The 15,904-nt window shown below is 59.4% G+C and carries 21 protein-coding genes; 19 read left to right on the top strand and 2 right to left on the bottom strand.

Annotation, left to right across the window (positions count from 1 at the left end; all coding sequences use genetic code 11):
• Positions 1–16 precede the first annotated feature (16 nt).
• Positions 17–250, top strand: coding sequence for a preprotein translocase subunit SecG (secG, locus tag ACEVJK_RS11885; RefSeq protein ID WP_147572436.1), 234 nt, complete (start codon positions 17–19; stop codon positions 248–250).
• Positions 251–355: 105 nt separating this feature from the next.
• Here secG and typA read toward each other — a convergent pair whose 3' ends face one another.
• Positions 356–2,185, bottom strand: a complete 1,830-nt coding sequence (gene typA / locus ACEVJK_RS11880; protein WP_147572435.1) for a translational GTPase TypA — start codon at positions 2,183–2,185, stop codon at positions 356–358.
• A gap of 541 nt (positions 2,186–2,726) precedes the next feature.
• On the opposite strand from typA, the gene ACEVJK_RS11875 reads away from it, so the two are divergent.
• Together ACEVJK_RS11875 and ACEVJK_RS11870 are read left to right on the top strand one after the other, a co-directional pair.
• On the top strand, positions 2,727–3,017 hold the full coding sequence (locus ACEVJK_RS11875) for a hypothetical protein (RefSeq protein ID WP_374740677.1): 291 nt from the start codon (positions 2,727–2,729) through the stop codon (positions 3,015–3,017).
• Positions 3,018–3,331: 314 nt separating this feature from the next.
• Complete coding sequence (locus ACEVJK_RS11870) at positions 3,332–4,855, top strand: peptidoglycan DD-metalloendopeptidase family protein (protein WP_374740675.1); 1,524 nt, start codon at positions 3,332–3,334, stop codon at positions 4,853–4,855.
• A gap of 43 nt (positions 4,856–4,898) precedes the next feature.
• Here ACEVJK_RS11870 and rbr read toward each other — a convergent pair whose 3' ends face one another.
• Positions 4,899–5,501 (bottom strand): rubrerythrin, encoded by a 603-nt coding sequence (gene rbr / locus ACEVJK_RS11865; protein WP_240286421.1) that lies wholly within the window; start codon positions 5,499–5,501, stop codon positions 4,899–4,901.
• A gap of 189 nt (positions 5,502–5,690) precedes the next feature.
• On the opposite strand from rbr, the gene ACEVJK_RS11860 reads away from it, so the two are divergent.
• From ACEVJK_RS11860 to rpmC, 16 genes are all read left to right on the top strand, one after another.
• The gene (locus ACEVJK_RS11860) at positions 5,691–7,139 is read left to right on the top strand and encodes a nicotinate phosphoribosyltransferase (protein ID WP_374740673.1); all 1,449 of its coding nucleotides are present in this window, start codon (positions 5,691–5,693) and stop codon (positions 7,137–7,139) included.
• Positions 7,140–7,299: 160 nt separating this feature from the next.
• A complete protein-coding gene (locus ACEVJK_RS11855; RefSeq protein ID WP_374740728.1) occupies positions 7,300–7,650 on the top strand; it encodes a PadR family transcriptional regulator in 351 nt (116 codons plus the stop codon).
• 11 nt (positions 7,651–7,661) lie between these two features.
• The gene (locus tag ACEVJK_RS11850) at positions 7,662–8,327 is read left to right on the top strand and encodes a hypothetical protein (RefSeq protein ID WP_186852903.1); all 666 of its coding nucleotides are present in this window, start codon (positions 7,662–7,664) and stop codon (positions 8,325–8,327) included.
• Between the two features lie 4 nt (positions 8,328–8,331).
• Positions 8,332–8,697 carry a permease prefix domain 1-containing protein gene (locus ACEVJK_RS11845; RefSeq protein ID WP_240286428.1) on the top strand — a complete coding sequence of 122 codons (366 nt, stop codon included), beginning with the start codon at positions 8,332–8,334 and terminating at the stop codon, positions 8,695–8,697.
• Positions 8,698–8,711: 14 nt separating this feature from the next.
• Complete coding sequence (locus tag ACEVJK_RS11840) at positions 8,712–9,554, top strand: permease prefix domain 1-containing protein (protein WP_374740670.1); 843 nt, start codon at positions 8,712–8,714, stop codon at positions 9,552–9,554.
• Positions 9,551–10,255 carry a hypothetical protein gene (locus ACEVJK_RS11835; RefSeq protein ID WP_374740669.1) on the top strand — a complete coding sequence of 235 codons (705 nt, stop codon included), beginning with the start codon at positions 9,551–9,553 and terminating at the stop codon, positions 10,253–10,255. Before ACEVJK_RS11840 ends, ACEVJK_RS11835 begins: the two co-directional genes overlap by 4 nt.
• A 432-nt stretch (positions 10,256–10,687) precedes the next feature.
• Positions 10,688–10,999, top strand: coding sequence for a 30S ribosomal protein S10 (gene rpsJ, locus ACEVJK_RS11830; RefSeq protein WP_147572427.1), 312 nt, complete (start codon positions 10,688–10,690; stop codon positions 10,997–10,999).
• A gap of 262 nt (positions 11,000–11,261) precedes the next feature.
• Complete coding sequence (rplC, locus tag ACEVJK_RS11825) at positions 11,262–11,990, top strand: 50S ribosomal protein L3 (RefSeq protein ID WP_186852899.1); 729 nt, start codon at positions 11,262–11,264, stop codon at positions 11,988–11,990.
• Between the two features lie 19 nt (positions 11,991–12,009).
• A complete protein-coding gene (rplD, locus tag ACEVJK_RS11820; protein WP_186852898.1) occupies positions 12,010–12,630 on the top strand; it encodes a 50S ribosomal protein L4 in 621 nt (206 codons plus the stop codon).
• Entirely contained in the window at positions 12,630–12,929 is a 300-nt protein-coding gene (rplW, locus tag ACEVJK_RS11815) for a 50S ribosomal protein L23 (RefSeq protein WP_147572424.1), read from the top strand. The genes rplD and rplW overlap by 1 nt, the downstream gene beginning before the upstream one ends.
• 15 nt (positions 12,930–12,944) lie before the next feature.
• Complete coding sequence (gene rplB, locus ACEVJK_RS11810) at positions 12,945–13,778, top strand: 50S ribosomal protein L2 (protein WP_147572423.1); 834 nt, start codon at positions 12,945–12,947, stop codon at positions 13,776–13,778.
• Between the two features lie 14 nt (positions 13,779–13,792).
• Positions 13,793–14,065 carry a 30S ribosomal protein S19 gene (rpsS, locus tag ACEVJK_RS11805; RefSeq protein ID WP_147572422.1) on the top strand — a complete coding sequence of 91 codons (273 nt, stop codon included), beginning with the start codon at positions 13,793–13,795 and terminating at the stop codon, positions 14,063–14,065.
• Positions 14,066–14,077: 12 nt separating this feature from the next.
• Entirely contained in the window at positions 14,078–14,410 is a 333-nt protein-coding gene (gene rplV / locus ACEVJK_RS11800; RefSeq protein WP_147572421.1) for a 50S ribosomal protein L22, read from the top strand.
• Between the two features lie 15 nt (positions 14,411–14,425).
• Positions 14,426–15,274: a 30S ribosomal protein S3 gene (gene rpsC / locus ACEVJK_RS11795; protein ID WP_147572420.1), complete on the top strand. Its 849-nt coding sequence runs from the start codon at positions 14,426–14,428 to the stop codon at positions 15,272–15,274.
• Positions 15,274–15,705, top strand: coding sequence for a 50S ribosomal protein L16 (gene rplP / locus ACEVJK_RS11790; protein WP_147572419.1), 432 nt, complete (start codon positions 15,274–15,276; stop codon positions 15,703–15,705). The genes rpsC and rplP overlap by 1 nt, the downstream gene beginning before the upstream one ends.
• Positions 15,705–15,902 carry a 50S ribosomal protein L29 gene (gene rpmC / locus ACEVJK_RS11785; protein WP_147572418.1) on the top strand — a complete coding sequence of 66 codons (198 nt, stop codon included), beginning with the start codon at positions 15,705–15,707 and terminating at the stop codon, positions 15,900–15,902. Before rplP ends, rpmC begins: the two co-directional genes overlap by 1 nt.
• Positions 15,903–15,904 lie beyond the last annotated feature (2 nt).

Genomic DNA, 15,904 nt, shown 5'->3' with positions numbered 1-15,904 from the left:
GAAAGGAACGAAAACAATGCTGAATATGATTCTTACTGTCCTCCAGGTCCTGTGTGGTCTGGCTGTTATCGCTGTGGTTATGCTCCAGTCTGGTAAGAGCGCCGGCCTGTCTGGTGCCATCGCCGGTGGTGCGGACACCTTCCTGTCCAAAAATAAGGCCAAGAGCGTGGACGCCAAACTGGCCAAGATGACCAAGTGGGTGGCCATCCTCTGGATCCTGCTGACCTTGTCCCTGAGCATCGTACACTGATCAAAAAGCGCCCCGTCCATCTGGACGGGGCGCTCTTCTTATCTCCAGGATAAAATACACCGTGTTCTGGCCTCCGTCAGAACACGGTGCAGCTTATTTTTGCAGTCAGGACTTCTTTCGGGAAGCCTCCCGCATCCGGTCGCCGTGGTCCAGCAGCCGCTTGCGGAGACGGAGATTCTCCGGGGTACACTCCAACAGCTCGTCGTCAGCCAGGAACTCCAGGCACTGCTCCAGGGACAGGACCTTTGGGGGCACCAGGCGGAGGGCCTCGTCAGAGCCGGAGGCCCGCATATTGGTCAGCTGCTTCTTCTTGCAGACATTGACGGAGATATCCTCCGCCTTGGGGCACTCGCCCACGATCATGCCGCCGTAGACAGGGGTGCCGGGGCCGATAAACAGCTGGCCCCGCTCCTGGGCGTTAAACAGGCCGTAGGTCACCGCCTCGCCAGTCTCGAAGGCCACCAGCGAGCCGGTGGAGCGGCGGCTGATCTCCCCCTTCATAGGGGCGTAGCGGTCAAAGACAGAGGCCATGATGCCCTCTCCCTTGGTATCAGTGAGGAACTCGTTGCGGTAGCCGAACAACCCGCGGGAGGGGACCAGAAATTCTACCTTCATCCGGTCGCCCACAGGAGTCATCTCCACCAGATCCCCCTTCCGGGAGCCGATCTTCTCCATCACGGCGCCTACACAGTCAGAGGGGACGTCCACCACCAGCCGCTCAATGGGTTCGCACTTCACTCCGTCGATCTCCTGGTACAACACACGGGGCGGGGAGACCTGGAGCTCATAGCCCTCCCGGCGCATGGTCTCAATGAGGATGGACAGGGACATCTCTCCCCGGCCGGCCACGTTGAAGGAGTCGGTGGAACCCTCCACCTCGCTTACCTTTAAAGATACGTCCTTCATAGTCTCCCGGAACAGGCGCTCCCGGAGTTGCCGGCTGGTGACGAACTTGCCCTCCCGGCCGGCAAAGGGGGAGTCGTTGACGGAGAAAGTCATCTCGATGGTGGGCGCGGAGATCTTGACAAACTCGATGGGTTCCACCTTGTCGGGGGCGCAGATGGTGTCCCCAATGGTGATATCCCCAATGCCGCTCATGGCTACGATGCTGCCCGCCTCCGCCTGCTGGACGGGCACCTTGGACAGGCCGTCAAACTCATACAGGGCGGACACCTTGGCCTTCTTGGGGGCGGCGTCCGGGTCGTGGTAGTTACACACCGCAATCTCCTGGTTTTGGCGGATAGTGCCCCGCTCAATCCGGCCGATGGCGATGCGGCCCACGAACTCGTTATAATCAATGGAGGACACCAGCATCTGGAAGGGGGCCTCCAGGTCCACCTCGGGGGCGGGGATGTAGTCAATGATGGTATCAAAGAGGGGCTTCAAGTCGCTGCCCGCCACATCGGGCTGGACGGAGGCAGTGCCTTGCCGGCCGGAGCAGAACAGCATAGGGCTGTCCAACTGCTCGTCAGTGGCGTCCAGGTCCAGCAGCAGCTCCAGCACCTCGTCGATGACTTCGTATACCCGCTGGTCAGGGCGGTCGATCTTGTTGACCACCACGATGACCCGGTGGCCCAGCTCCAGGGCCTTAGACAGCACAAAGCGGGTCTGGGGCATGGGCCCTTCGGCAGCGTCCACCAGCAGGATGACTCCGTTAACCATCTTCAGGATGCGCTCCACCTCGCCGCCAAAGTCGGCGTGGCCCGGCGTGTCTACGATGTTGATTTTTACATCGCCGTACTGGACGGCGGTGTTCTTGGCGGTAATGGTGATGCCCCGCTCCCTCTCCAGGTCGTTGGAGTCCATGACCCGATCCACCACGGCCTGATTTTCCCGGTAGACACCGGACTGCTTCAACAGCTCGTCCACCAGGGTGGTCTTGCCGTGGTCCACGTGGGCGATGATGGCGACATTTCTCAACTTTTCATTTTTCATGCAGTGATTCTCCTTACCTATGGCAAAACCACTCGGAGCCCTATTGCCCATGGGGCGCGCCGAATGGCGTGTATAAAATACTGCGCGGGGCAGGAGCTCGTCGGTGGAGAGACCAGCGCCCGCCCAACATCCATTAATAATTTCTCCGAGACACAGGGTCACAGGAGGGACTTGTTCCATGTGGCAGAGGAAGCTTGAGTTTCAGACGTGGTATTATATCTCCAATCCGAAAAAAAAGCAACGGCTTTCCAAAAAAATCAGACTCTATCCACAATCGTTGGCACCATGTTACAGGTTTTTCGCAAAGAAAGGAAACCTTTTTCGTCAATTTTCGTCTGACTAAATAGAAAGGCCCTACTGCTTCCCTGGAAGGGGCACCCAGAAAATCGAAAAAATGTTCGAAAAATGTCTTGACAGACTCGAACATCTGTTGTATTTTTAAAACAGAACATTTGTTCCATTTTGGAGAGACTGAAAAAAGTCCGTTTTATAGGACGTTTTATTTTTTATAGTAGGTTCAAAGCGTTAGGAGGGATCTTGGATGCAGACGATCTATTATACTACCACCCATTTTGTCCGCCACACAGGAAATGTGGTAGATCTGGAGGAGTACCGCCGGAAGCTAGCCCTGACTAGAGAGGGCAACTTGGCCCCTCTGCCGGAGGAGCGGGAGGAACCGGAAGCGCCCCGCCTGCATCTGGTGGCACTTCAGGACCGACGTGCCCGGAACTCCAACAGGGCGGCCCGCCGGGCTTGGGCGCTGGATATTTGTGCCAGCATGGGCGTGCTCCTCATGACACTGACGTTTACCCTTCGTGTGCTGGCGGTGTAAGGCCGTTTTGGATGCTTCCCGCTCATTTCTTCCCTCATCCCGGCAAAATCACTGAAATTTTGGCGGAGGCCGCTCCAATTTTGGGCGGCCCCCGCCTTTTTGTGGTAATTTCCGCCGATGGAAAGAAAAAATACAATATTTTATTGCGGATGCCGGGCTATAAAATTCCCCCCGATTGAGGAAAACGAACTCGTCGAGTTTTGGCAAAGGGGTTGACGTGACGGCGGAAACCGTGTATATTCTACTTTGTAACCAAATTGTAACTCTTTTATCCGATCTGTAATTTTTTCGCGTCGTCGATTGCGAGGGATACCATGAGCGAATATCGGGAGCGGTCACGGAGGAGGTCCTCCGGTCCGCGGCCAAATCAAAAGCAGCCAAAGGAAAAGATCAACTGGGCGCAGCTCCGTCTTGGACTGATCCGCCAGTGCAAAGGGACGGGCGAGTGGGCCCGCATCCATTTCCGCCGCTGGGTCCATGTGCTCCACAGCGAATCGGGCGGCCGGTGGACTGTGGGGCCCGCCTCCTTTTTGGGTGTGTCCGCTGCCCTAGGGCTGGCGCTGACCATCACCACTCTCTACTCCTCCAGTTACGCCGTCACCGTAGACGGAGAGAAGGTGGGCGTGGTGGCCGACCAGGATATCGTATCCGCCGCCATTCAGGAGGTGGAGGCGGAGGGATCCTCCCTGCTGGGCTATGACTACCAGGTGGAAGGGGACATCGACTATCAGTTTACCCTGACGCTGAAGACCGAGCTGGACGGAGAAAAGGAGATCGAAAATTACTTTTACGACCAGCTCAACTCGGTCAGCGACCATCTGCGCAAATACCAAGTGTCCGTGGATGGAGAGGTCATCGGCGTGGTCAAGGACGAGGATGCCCTCAACGAGATGCTGGACCAGATGCAGGACCAATACGTCACAGAGAATACCGTATCCGCTGACTTCGTGGAGGATGTATCGGTAGACTATATCTACTCCGCCGACAATATGATGACTGTCGAGGAGATGCACCAGGCCCTGACGGCCAATACCACCGGCGAGACCACTTACACCGTGGTCAAGGGGGATACCTATAACGGCATCGCCTACGCCAACGACATGTCCCTCAGTGATCTGATGGCCCTCAATCCCCAGGCGGATATCAACCGGCTGATGATTGGAGACGTGGTCAACGTGAAGGAGGTCATCCCCACCGTATCGGTGGAGACCGTGGAAGAGGTCACCTATCACGAGGCCATCGCCTGCCCCGTGGAGACCCAGGAGGACAGCTCCATGTATAAGGGGGACTCCAAGATCCTCGTTCAGGGCGAGGAGGGCGAGGCGCTGGTAGAGGCCACCGTTACCTATGTGAACGGCGTGGAGAAGGAGCGGGACATCCAGAGCTCCACCACGCTCCGGGAGCCCACCACCACCATTAAAGCGGTGGGGACCAAGGAGAAGCCTAAGACAGCCTCCAAGGGCTATTTCATCTGGCCCATTAAGGGGAAGATCAACTCCTACTTCGGCGGTCGATATATTTTTGGCAGTTACAGTTACCACTCAGGTCTGGATATCAAGGCCAGCTACGGCGCCTCCATCAAGGCAGCGGACGGCGGAACCGTCACCTTCGCGGGCTGGAAGGGTACCTACGGCAATCTGGTCATTATCACCCACGACAACGGGACGCAGACCTATTACGCCCATAACTCCTCCCTTCTGGTCTCCGCTGGGGAGAAGGTGTACCAGGGCCAAGTTATCGCCAAGGCGGGCAGCACTGGCCGGTCCACTGGCAATCACTGCCACTTCGAGGTCCGCGTGAACGGCAGCGCTGTTAACCCCTTGAATTATCTGAAATAAAAAAGGCCGCGGTCTTTATAGACCGCGGCCTCTTTGTGCCTTTTTAGTTCCAGGGGGCCAGCTCCACCCGGACAAAATAGCCCTGGGGATGGCGGCAGACAGGACACTGAGCCGGGGCGGCCGTGGAGGTGACTACCCAGCCACAGTGGAGGCAGGTCCATTGCACTTCCACGTCGGAGAAGAACAACTGGCCTTTCTCCAGCAGGTCAGCGAATTTTCCGAACCGGTCTCCGTGAGTCTGCTCTACCCGCGCGATATTCTCAAATAGCTTACCGACCAGGGGGAAGCCCTCGGACATGGCCACCTGGGCAAAGTGCTGGTAGTCGTGCTCCCACTCCTGATACTCGTTATGCTGGGCCGCCCGCAGATGGGCCAGCAGGTTGTCATACAGGTCCACGGGGTAGGTGCCGTCGATCTGGATGGTCTGGCCGTTAAGCTGGGCCAGTTGGCCATAGAACTGCTTGGCGTGGGTCTTTTCCTGGTCGGCGGTGAACAAAAAGACACCCCGGAGCACCTCCAGCCCCTCCTTGTGGGCAATGCCGGCGGCGATGGTATAACGGTTCCGGGCCTGGCTCTCCCCCGCGAAAGCACGCATCAGGTTCTCCCTGGTCTGGCTGTGGGCAAAGGCCTGCATATTGTCGGACATAAAGCTCCCTCCTCGGTATAAAATATGGATTCCCCCACAGTATGCCCAGGGAGCGGAACCTTTACTCCCGGCAAGAGCGGGATGTCCTGGGCTTTTTTTGGCCTTTTTCTTGCCTTTTCCGTAGAGGGGCATTATAATAGGAGCAATGACGGGGTGTCTTGTCACCCGAAACTAAGGAGGCTTTCTCAAATGAAAGCAAAGACCAACTTGACCATGCTCTGCGACTTCTACGAGCTGACGATGGCCAACGGCTACTTCCAGACCGGGCTGGCCGACCGGATCTGCTATTTTGACGTGTTCTATCGCTCGGTCCCTGACAAGGGCGGTTTTGCCCTGGCCGCCGGACTGGCCCAAGTCGTCGAGTATATCCAGGAGCTGCACTTTGACGAGGAGGACCTGGGCTATCTTCGGAGCAAGGGCTGCTTCAGCGAGGAGTTCCTCGACTTCCTCCGGGACTTCCGGTTTACCGGCGACATCTGGGCCGTGCCGGAGGGCACCCCCGTATTCCCCGGCGAGCCCCTGCTCACGGTTCGGGCGCCCGCTATCCAGGCCCAGTTTATCGAAACCTTCCTGCTGCTCACCCTGAACCACCAATCCCTGATCGCCACCAAATCCAACCGTATCGTTCGGGCGGCGGAGGGCCGGCCTGTGGCGGAATTTGGCTCCCGCCGGGCCCACGGGCCGGACGGCGCCCTGCTGGGCGCCCGTGCCAGTTATATCGCCGGCTGCTCGGCCACGGCCTGCACCATGGCCGACCAGTGGTATGGTTCCCCCGCCACCGGCACCATGGCCCACTCCTGGGTCCAGATGTTCCCCGACGAGTACACCGCGTTTAAGACGTACTGCCAGCTCTACCCCAACAACGCCACCCTGCTGGTGGACACCTATAACGTGCTCAAGTCCGGCGTGCCCAATGCCATCCGGGCCTTTCAGGAGGTCCTGCTGCCCCAGGGGATCACCAAGTGTGGGATCCGGCTGGACTCCGGCGACTTGACTTACCTGTCTCAGAAGGCGCGGGAGATGCTGGACGAGGCGGGGCTGACCGGCTGCAAGATCGTGGCCTCCAATGCCCTGGACGAGTATATCATCCGGGACTTGGTCCGCCAGGGGGCCCGTATTGACTCCTTTGGCGTGGGCGAGCGGCTCATTACCTCCCGCTCTGAGCCCGTCTTTGGCGGGGTGTATAAGCTGGCTGCCATCGAGGACGGCCAGGGCAATATCATTCCCAAGATCAAGATCAGCGAGAACGCCGCCAAGATTACCACACCTCATTTTAAGAAAGTATACCGCATTTTCTCCAAGGACACAGGAAAGGCGGAGGCCGACCTGATCTGCCTCCACGACGAGGAGTTTGACTTTGACCAGCCGCTGGAGCTCTTTGACCCGGACGCCACCTGGAAGCGAAAGGTCTTTACCAGCATCGAGGCCCGGGAGCTGCTGGTTCCTGTGTTCCGGGGAGGCGAGCTGGTGTACCAGGTCCCCGACCTGCAGACCAGCCGGGCCTACTGCCAACGGCAGGTGGATGCCCTGTGGGACGAGGTCAAGCGGTTCGAGAACCCCCATAACTACTATGTGGACCTGTCTCAGAAGCTGTGGGATATCAAGCAAGGTTTGCTGAACAGCCACGAGATGAAGTAAACAGGATCAAATGAGCCCTCCGGCCAAACGGCCGGAGGGCTGTTTTTCTATGATATTTGTCAAAAGGCACTTGACATACCTCGTTTCTCTAGGTATTCTATACCTAGAGAAACGAGGTATTTGGCGTGGAAGATTTCCCAGGAAAGAAAGGATGAACGAAATGAAGTTTGACAAGGGCCTGATGGCGGGGAGCAGTACGCTGCTGGTGCTGTCCCTGCTGGAGAGCGGAGATATGTATGGCTATCAGATGATTGAGGAGCTGGCCCGCCGATCTAATGATACCTTCCAGATGAAGGAGGGCACTCTCTACCCTATCCTCCATGCCCTGGAGCAGGGCAAGTATCTGATCTCCTACCAACAAGAGGCCCCCACGGGACGGCAGCGGAAGTATTACCGCCTGACCAGGCGGGGGCGGGAACTGCTGGCCGACAAAAAGGAGGAGTGGAAGAACTTTCGTCAGGGCGTCAGCGACGTGCTGTCCGGCGGCGCCAACGCCCTGGGGCTGGCGTGAGAGGAACAGCCATGAAGAAAAGCGCCTTCCGGTTGACCCGTGGACAGAGGACTGTGCGAAATGTGGTAATTTTCCTGCTGGCTGTGGCTGTTTGGGTCGCTTTGCCTAAGATACCACTGTGGATTATCGAGGGGCAGATCCGGGCAGAGGCCCGGCGGGATGGAGTGGAGCGGATCGAGGTGCTGTGGGCGGGAGCCATAGCCTGTGAGTCTGGCGACGGCGGCCATTTTCCCCTCTATGAATACAGCCTGCCAATGGTGCTGGCTCGGGGCGGAGGCCGGCTGTGGAGGGGTTATCTGACTACCTATGAAGGGGACGCCCATTTCGGCGGGGTCAGTAGTTGTCCGGAGCCCCAGGGACCGGCCCTGGTTTACCTGGCAGAGCCGGGAAATGGTGGGATTATTCCTGAAAATCCCCTCATCGGGGCGTGGATGGCGGCGGTGGATGTGCCCGAGGAGGCGGCTGCCGTCAAGTCCATTCTGGATTTCCGGGGAGGCGGCCTTTCCTATGTCACCAGCGACCGGGAATCCGACGACCGGGTGATTCTGACCACCATTCCCCGTCAGGTGACGGAGGTCAACGGAGGTTCCGATTTTCCCTATATCCTGGAGCTGTTGGACAGCGAGGGCGCTGTGTTGGGGCAAGTCCGGGGCAGTCTGACCGACCAATGGAGGTGAGGGAGTGGAGCGGGGAAACGTGCCGATAGACCGGTGGCTCGATCAAGCGGTGTCCGGCATCCGCTTTGGACCGGACCGGGCGGCAGTTCGGGCGGAGCTGGAGGCCCACATGGAGGACAAGGCGGCGGACCTTCAGCGGATTTTTCCGGATATCTCCCGCGAGGAGGCGGAGGAACGGACCCTGTCAGAGATGGGAGATCCGGCGGAGATCGGGAAGAAGCTGGCCAGGATCCACAAGCCCTGGCTGGGCTGGCTGTGGCAGTTCTCCAGGTTTCTGGCCCTGGCCGCACTGCTCCTGCTGGCAGTGGAGGCGGCTATTGTGCTGCCCGTGGCTTGGGACCTGCTGTGGGCTTGGGCGCGGAGAGGATAAGGCGAGGGAGCGCGATGGAAAGAAAAAATGAGGCCGCCGTCAGTTGGCTGGACACGGCGGTGGGCGGCATCCGTTTTGGACCGGACCGGGCGGCGGTGCGGGAAGAGCTGGAGGCCCACATGGAGGACAAGGCGGCGGACCTTCAGCGGATTTTCCCGGGTATCTCCCGCGAGGAGGCGGAGGAACGGGCCCTGTCAGAGATGGGAGATCCGGCGGAGATCGGGAAGGAGCTGGCCAGGGTCCATAAGCCCTGGCTGGGCTGGCTGTGGCGGGCTTCCGGGGTGCTGCTGGCCCTGGTTCTCATCGCCTTTCTGGGGCTAAATTTCGCCCTGGGGGACGATGCCTTTCTGGGGGACGACTCAGATGCGGAGTTTTGGGACTTTGACGCTATGCCCTTTGACCGGGGGCGGATGGACTGGTATGAAACCACCTATCTGCACGGCGAGGATCCCGGCCAGCTCCTTACCTTCTCCCCCGGCTTGGAGCAGGAGGCGGCGGGGCAGAGGATCTCGGCCCTGCGGGGCGCGCTCTGGGAGGAGGAGGGGACACAGGTACTCTACCTCTATCTCCGGGTGGACACCTGGAAATTCTGGGCGCTGGGAATCCTGAAGGAGGAGTGGATGACGGTCACTGACGACCGGGGGAATAGATACGGCCTGGGACTGGATGCTCCCCGGGATCCAAGTGGCGGGCTGCTCAGTTCCCTGTCCGGCGGGGCGGGCAAGGGCCCCTTCCACCGGGGATATACCCTGCGTGTCTGGGGAATAGACCCACAGGCGGAAACCATTTATCTGAGCTACGGCCCCGGAGATCCGGTATTTACCTTTACCTTGGACCTTGAGGAGGGGGCGGCATGAAGAAAAAGTGGAGGGAACTCTGGTCCCGCCGTCCCCGGCTGGGGCGCGGGGGGAGGACGGTCCGGAATCTCCTTTTGACGGCGGCTCTGGCCCTGATGATCTGGGGACAGTACGGCTGCCCCCTGCCTACGGCGGAGATGGAATTTCGGCGGCTGGAGCGGCAGTATCTGCTGCCACGGAGCGAGATTGTGTATCAGACGGGCTTCTGGAACATCGGGAATGTTGAAGAGATTAAAAGCCGGGATGGAACTTACCTCAGTGTGTTCCAGCCGTTTGTGGCGGGAACGATAAAGGATCAGGTATACGCCGCCACGCTGTATGCGCCTGGGAAGCACATAATGAATGTCGTCCCTCTGGGCAAGGGACCGACCCCAATCCCGATTAACAGCGTGATCGCCTGGGTCCCGGAGCCCGGAAAGGTATGGATGAGCGGATGCAATCTCCTGTTTTATCAGATCTCCGGAGAAACCACCCGGACGGAGCTGGATGTAGACACGGTGCTTTTGGGAGGCGAGAGATTCGCCCGTTATGCCCAGGAAGGCATCTGTCTGGAGGAGGGGCTGTGGCTGTTTTCCATGAAGTCCCCGGAGGGGGCATATTCCCAAGACTGGTATGCGGGGGCATCTTATGCCCTGCGGCTGTACGGCGAGGGTGGGGAACTTCTGCTGGAGCGGGAAGGCGTCCTGCCGGAGCCGATGTAAAGGAGAGGGGCCGAAGCGCCCCTCTCTCCTTTTGGCGTTGCGTGACAGATGGAAGAAAGATACAAGATATAGTGCATGAAAAGACCGGAAAAGGGGCCGGAAGAAAACGACAAAAAAATTTTTAAAAAATGCTTGACACACACGGCGGTGTTGTTGTATGATAACCAAGCGCCTGCTAGGGCGCAGTCTGCGATGATGCGGGAGATTGCTCAGAAATGAGGTAACTTCCGCGGAGTATGTCCGATAATCGGGCGGCTGAGAGCTTCGTGCCACGGCGTATATCGTCTGGCGGGAAGGAACCGGCCTGTCATCATGCCGGTTTTTTTGTGGCCGGGAGTGATACGCACGAAAGCGTGGTAACACGAAAGGGCTCTCACCGTACGAAGGCTGGACAAAGTCAACTTTCGTATGTATTTAAGGAGGAAACCCAAAATGGCTCAGAAAGAAATGATCCGCATCCGTCTGAAGGCCTACGATCATCAGCTGATCGATCAGTCCGCTGAGAAGATCGTGGAAACCGCCAAGCGTACCGGCGCCGCCGTTTCCGGCCCCATTCCCCTGCCTACCAAGAAAGAGGTCGTTACCATCCTGCGGGCTGTACACAAGTATAAGGACAGCCGCGAGCAGTTTGAGCGCCGCACCCACAAGCGCCTGATCGACGTGATCAAGCCCTCCCAGAAAACTGTCGAGGCCCTGATGAGCCTGGAGCTGCCCGCTGGTGTGGAGATTGAAATTAAGCTGTAATTAAGGCTTGGTCTCAAAAATGTGCGGCGCAGCCGCGCGACCAAACCGAAGCCCGGCGATAGCGGGTTCGGTTTGGAGAGGAAAAGCAAGGAAGCGAACGAGGTTTTCGCCGCAGGCGGAAACGGAGTTTAGCGAACTTTGCTTTGACGATGTGTACCCGCTGCCTGTCGCCTATTGAGACAGGCGGGTCAAGTTGGAAAACCAATAGGAGCCCAATGCCCCAAGTTTTTCAACCAATAACCTTTATAGGAGGAAATCCAACATGGAGAAAGCGATCATCGGCAAAAAGATCGGCATGACCCAGATCTTCGATGAGGCTGGCAAGGTGATTCCCGTCACCCTGATCCAGGCCGGCCCCTGCACTGTGGTGCAGAAGAAGACCGCCGAGAAGGATGGCTATGAGGCCATTCAGCTGGGTTATCAGACCGTTCCTGAGCGCAAGCTCACCAAGCCCGAGCTGGGCCACCAGAAGAAGGCCGGCCTGGAGGAGCTGAAGAAGGTCCTCAAGGAGTTTGCCCTCAACGACTGCTCCAAGTTCGAGGTGGGCGACCAGCTGACCGCCAACATCTTTGCCGCCGGCGACTTTGTTGACGTCACCGGCATCAGCAAGGGCCACGGCTTCCAGGGCGTTGTCAAGCGCCACGGCGCCGCCATCAAGCGCATGACCCACGGCGGCGGCCCTGTCCACCGTCACCAGGGCTCTCTGGGCGCCGGCACCACCCCCGGCCACATCTATAAGGGCCGCGACGGCGCCGGACAGATGGGCAACGTACAGGTCACCGTCCAGAATCTGGATGTGGTCCAGGTGGACGAGGAGCTGGGCCTCATCGCCGTGCGCGGAGCCATCCCCGGCCCCAAGGGCGGCGTGGTCTTTGTGAAGAGCACCGTCAAGACCAACGTGGAGAAGAAGGCCGCCGAGATCGGCCGCGTCAACCCGCAGAAGGCTTCCGCCCGTGTCAACCCGCAGAAGGCTTCCGCCCGCAACAAGTAAGGAAAGGAGAGATTGAGTCATGCCTAAAGCTAACGTGTTCAACATGGCCGGTCAGCAGGTCGGCGAGATCGAGCTCTCCGAGGCCGTGTTCGGGATCGAGCCCAACCAGGCTGTGGTCCACGAGGTGGTCAAGAACCACCTGGCTAACTGCCGTCAGGGCACCCAGAGCGCTTTGACCCGCGCCGAGGTTTCCGGCGGCGGCAAGAAGCCCTGGCGTCAGAAGGGCACCGGTCACGCCCGTCAGGGCTCCACCCGGGCTCCCCAGTGGACCCACGGCGGCATCGTGTTTGCCCCCAAGCCCCGGGATTACAGCTATACTCTGAATAAGAAGGTCAAGCGTCTGGCTCTTAAGTCCGCTCTGTCCGCCAAGGCTGCCCAGGGCGCCGTTCTGGTGGTAGACGGTCTGAAGCTGGAGGAGATCAAGACCAAGGCGATGAAGGAGATGCTCAACAGCATCGGCGCCTCCAAGTCCGTGGTCATCACCCCTGAGGTGGATCAGATCGTGGTCAAGTCCGCCCGGAACATCCCCGGCGTGGTCACCACCACCGCCAAGATCCTCAGCGTCTATGACATCGTAAACGCCAAGCAGCTGGTCATTGACAAGGCTGCCCTGGCTATCATCGAGGAGGTGTACGCGTAATGGCTACCACTGCTTATGACATCATCAAGCGCCCCATCATCACCGAGCAGTCCATGGAGCAGACTGAGATGAAGCGCTACACCTTCGAGGTCGCCAAGACCGCCAACAAGATCGAGATCGCCAAGGCGATTGAGGAGATCTTCGGCGTCAAGGTCGCCAAGGTCAACACCCTGAACATGCAGGGTAAGGAGAAGCGGATGGGGATGCGCCCCGCCGGCCGCCGGCCCAGCTGGAAGAAGGCCATGGTCACCCTGACCGCCGACTCCAAGTCCATCGAGTTCTTCGAGGGTATGGTGTAAGGAGGATATTGACAAATGGCTATTAAGACTTTTAAGCCCACAACCCCCTCCCGCCGTCACATGACTGTGTCCGCCTTCGAGGGGATCGATAAGAAGGCCAAGCCCGAGCGCGCTCTGACCGAAGTGCTGAAGAAGCACGCCGGCCGCAACAGCTACGGCCGCATCACCGTCCGTCATCACGGCGGCGGAAACAAGCAGAAGTATCGTGTGATCGATTTTAAGCGGGATAAAGAGGGTAAGGCAACTGTGGTCAATCTGCAGTATGACCCCAACCGCTCCGCTAACATCGCCCTGATCGAGTATGAGGACGGCGAGCGCCGCTATATCCTGGCCCCCAACGGCCTGAAGGCCGGCCACATCATCATGACCGGCCCCGACGCCGACATCCTGCCCGGCAACTGTCTGCCCATCGCCAACATCCCTGTGGGCGAGGAGATCCACAACATCGAGCTGTACCCCGGCAAGGGCGCCCAGCTGGTCCGCGCCGCCGGCGTGGCCGCCCAGCTGATGGCCAAGGAGAACGGCATGGCTCAGATCCGCCTGCCCTCCGGCGAGGTGCGTTATGTCCGCGAGAACTGCAAGGCCACCATCGGCCAGGTGGGCAACACCGACTGGGCCAACATCCAGATCGGTAAGGCCGGCCGCAAGCGCCACATGGGTTGGCGGCCCACCGTCCGCGGCTCTGTTATGAACCCCAATGACCACCCCCACGGCGGTGGTGAGGGCAAGAGCCCCGTCGGCCGTCCCGGCCCTGTCACCCCCTGGGGCAAGCCCGCCCTGGGCTACAAGACCCGCAAGACGAAGAACCGCACTGATAAGTTCATCGTCAAGCGCCGCAATGCCAAGTAAGGAGGCTGTGAAAGATGAGCAGAAGCATTAAGAAAGGCCCCTTTTGCGCCCCCGAGCTGCTGAAGCGGGTCGATGAGATGAATGAAAAGAACGAAAAGAAGGTCCTGAAGACCTGGAGCCGCGCCTCCACCATCTTCCCCTCTTTCGTTGGACACACCTTTGCTGTACACGACGGCCGCAAGCACGTGCCCGTCTATGTCACCGAGGACATGGTCGGCCACAAGCTGGGCGAGTTTGTGCCCACCCGCACCTTCAAGGGACACGCGGGCAGCAAGACCGGTAAGTAAGGAGGAGAGAGCATGGAAGCGAAAGCAAATCTGAAATATCTGCGGATCTCTCCCCGTAAGGTGAAGATCGTCCTGGACCTGATCCGGGGCAAGGATGTGGGTACCGCCACCGCCATCCTGCTGCAGACCCCCAAGGCCGCCTCTGAGCCTGTGCTCAAGCTGCTGAAGAGCGCCGCCGCCAACGCGGAGAACAACCACCAGATGGACCCTGAGAAGCTGTATGTGTCCGCCTGCTACGCCAACCCCGGCCCCATTATCAAGCGCATCATGCCCAGGGCTCAGGGCCGCGCGTACCGGATCAACAAGCGCACTTCTCACGTCACCATTGTTGTGAGCGAGCGCTAAGGGAGGAGGAACAATATGGGACAGAAAGTTAATCCCCACGGACTGCGCGTGGGTGTCATTAAGGATTGGGACTCCCGCTGGTATGCCCGCAACGAGAAGGTGGGCGACCTGCTGGTGGAGGACAAGAAGATCCGTGACTACCTGAAGAAGACCCTCTACGGCGCCGGCATCCCCAAGATCGAGATCGAGCGGGACAACGCCAAGACCCGCATTTACCTGCACTGTGCCCGCCCCGGCGTGGTCATCGGCAAGGGCGGCGAGGACATCAAGAAGATCGAGGCCCAGCTGGTCAAGATGACTGGCAAGCCTGTGGATCTGAAGATCGTAGAGGTTCGGGACGCCGATACCAATGCCCAGCTGGTGGCTGAGAACATCGCCCAGCAGCTGGAGAAGCGGATCGGCTTCCGCCGGGCGATGAAGAACGCTATGGGCCGCGCCATGCGCGCCGGCGCCAAGGGCATCAAGACCTCCTGCTCCGGCCGTCTGGGCGGCGCTGAGATCGCCCGCACCGAGCACTATCACGATGGCACCATTCCCCTGCAGACCCTCCGGGCCGACATCGACTACGGCTTTGCTGAGGCTGCCACTACCTACGGCCGCATCGGCGTGAAGGTGTGGATCTACAAGGGCGAGGTGCTCACTCAGGCCCTGCGTACCACCCCCCGCACTCTGGATACCAGCAAGCCCTACCAGGAGCGCCGTGACCGTCCCCGCCGTGACCGCCGGGATGGTGACCGCCGTCAGGGCGGCTTCAACCGTGACCGCCAGGGCGGGTTCAATCGTGACCGCCAGAACGGCGGATTCAACCGTGGCCCCCGCCCCGCCGGTCAGGCCAACACTCCTAAGGAAGGAGGCGCTCAGTAATGCTGCTCCCTAAGCGCGTAAAGTACCGCCGCGTCCACCGCGGACGCATGAAGGGCAAGGCCATGCGCGGCAACACCATCGCCTACGGTGAGTTTGGCCTGCAGGCTATTGAGCCCGCGTGGATCACCAGCAATCAGATCGAGGCTGCCCGTATTGCCATGACCCGTTATACCAAGCGTGGTGGTAAGGTCTGGATCAAGATCTTCCCCGACAAGCCCGTGACTGAGAAGCCCGCCGAGACCCGCATGGGCTCCGGTAAGGGCTCCCCTGAGTACTGGGTGGCCGTGGTCAAACCCGGCCGTGTGATGTTCGAGATCGCCGGCGTTTCTGAGGAAACTGCCCGTGAGGCCCTGCGCCTGGCCAGCCACAAGCTGCCTGTCAAGTGCAAAATCGTCAAGCGTGAAGAGACCGAGAAGGGTGGTGAAGCGTAATGAAGGCCAATGAAGTCCGTAAGATGTCTGCCGCGGAGCTTGAGAACAAGCTGAAGGATCTGAAGAAAGATCTGTTCAACCTGCGCCTCCAGCACGCCACCAACCAGCTCGATAATCCGATCCGGATCGCTGAGGTCAAGAAGGATATCGCCCGGGTCAAGACCATCATTCGCGAGCAGCAGCTCGCCGGCCGCTAAGA

The sequence above is a fragment of the Flintibacter sp. P01028 genome (genome assembly GCF_041925235.1).
GTDB classification, from domain to species: Bacteria; Bacillota; Clostridia; order Oscillospirales; family Oscillospiraceae; genus Lawsonibacter; species Lawsonibacter aceti.
Note: the sequence above shows the minus strand (reverse complement) of the source record. Positions and strands in the feature narration are given on the sequence as shown.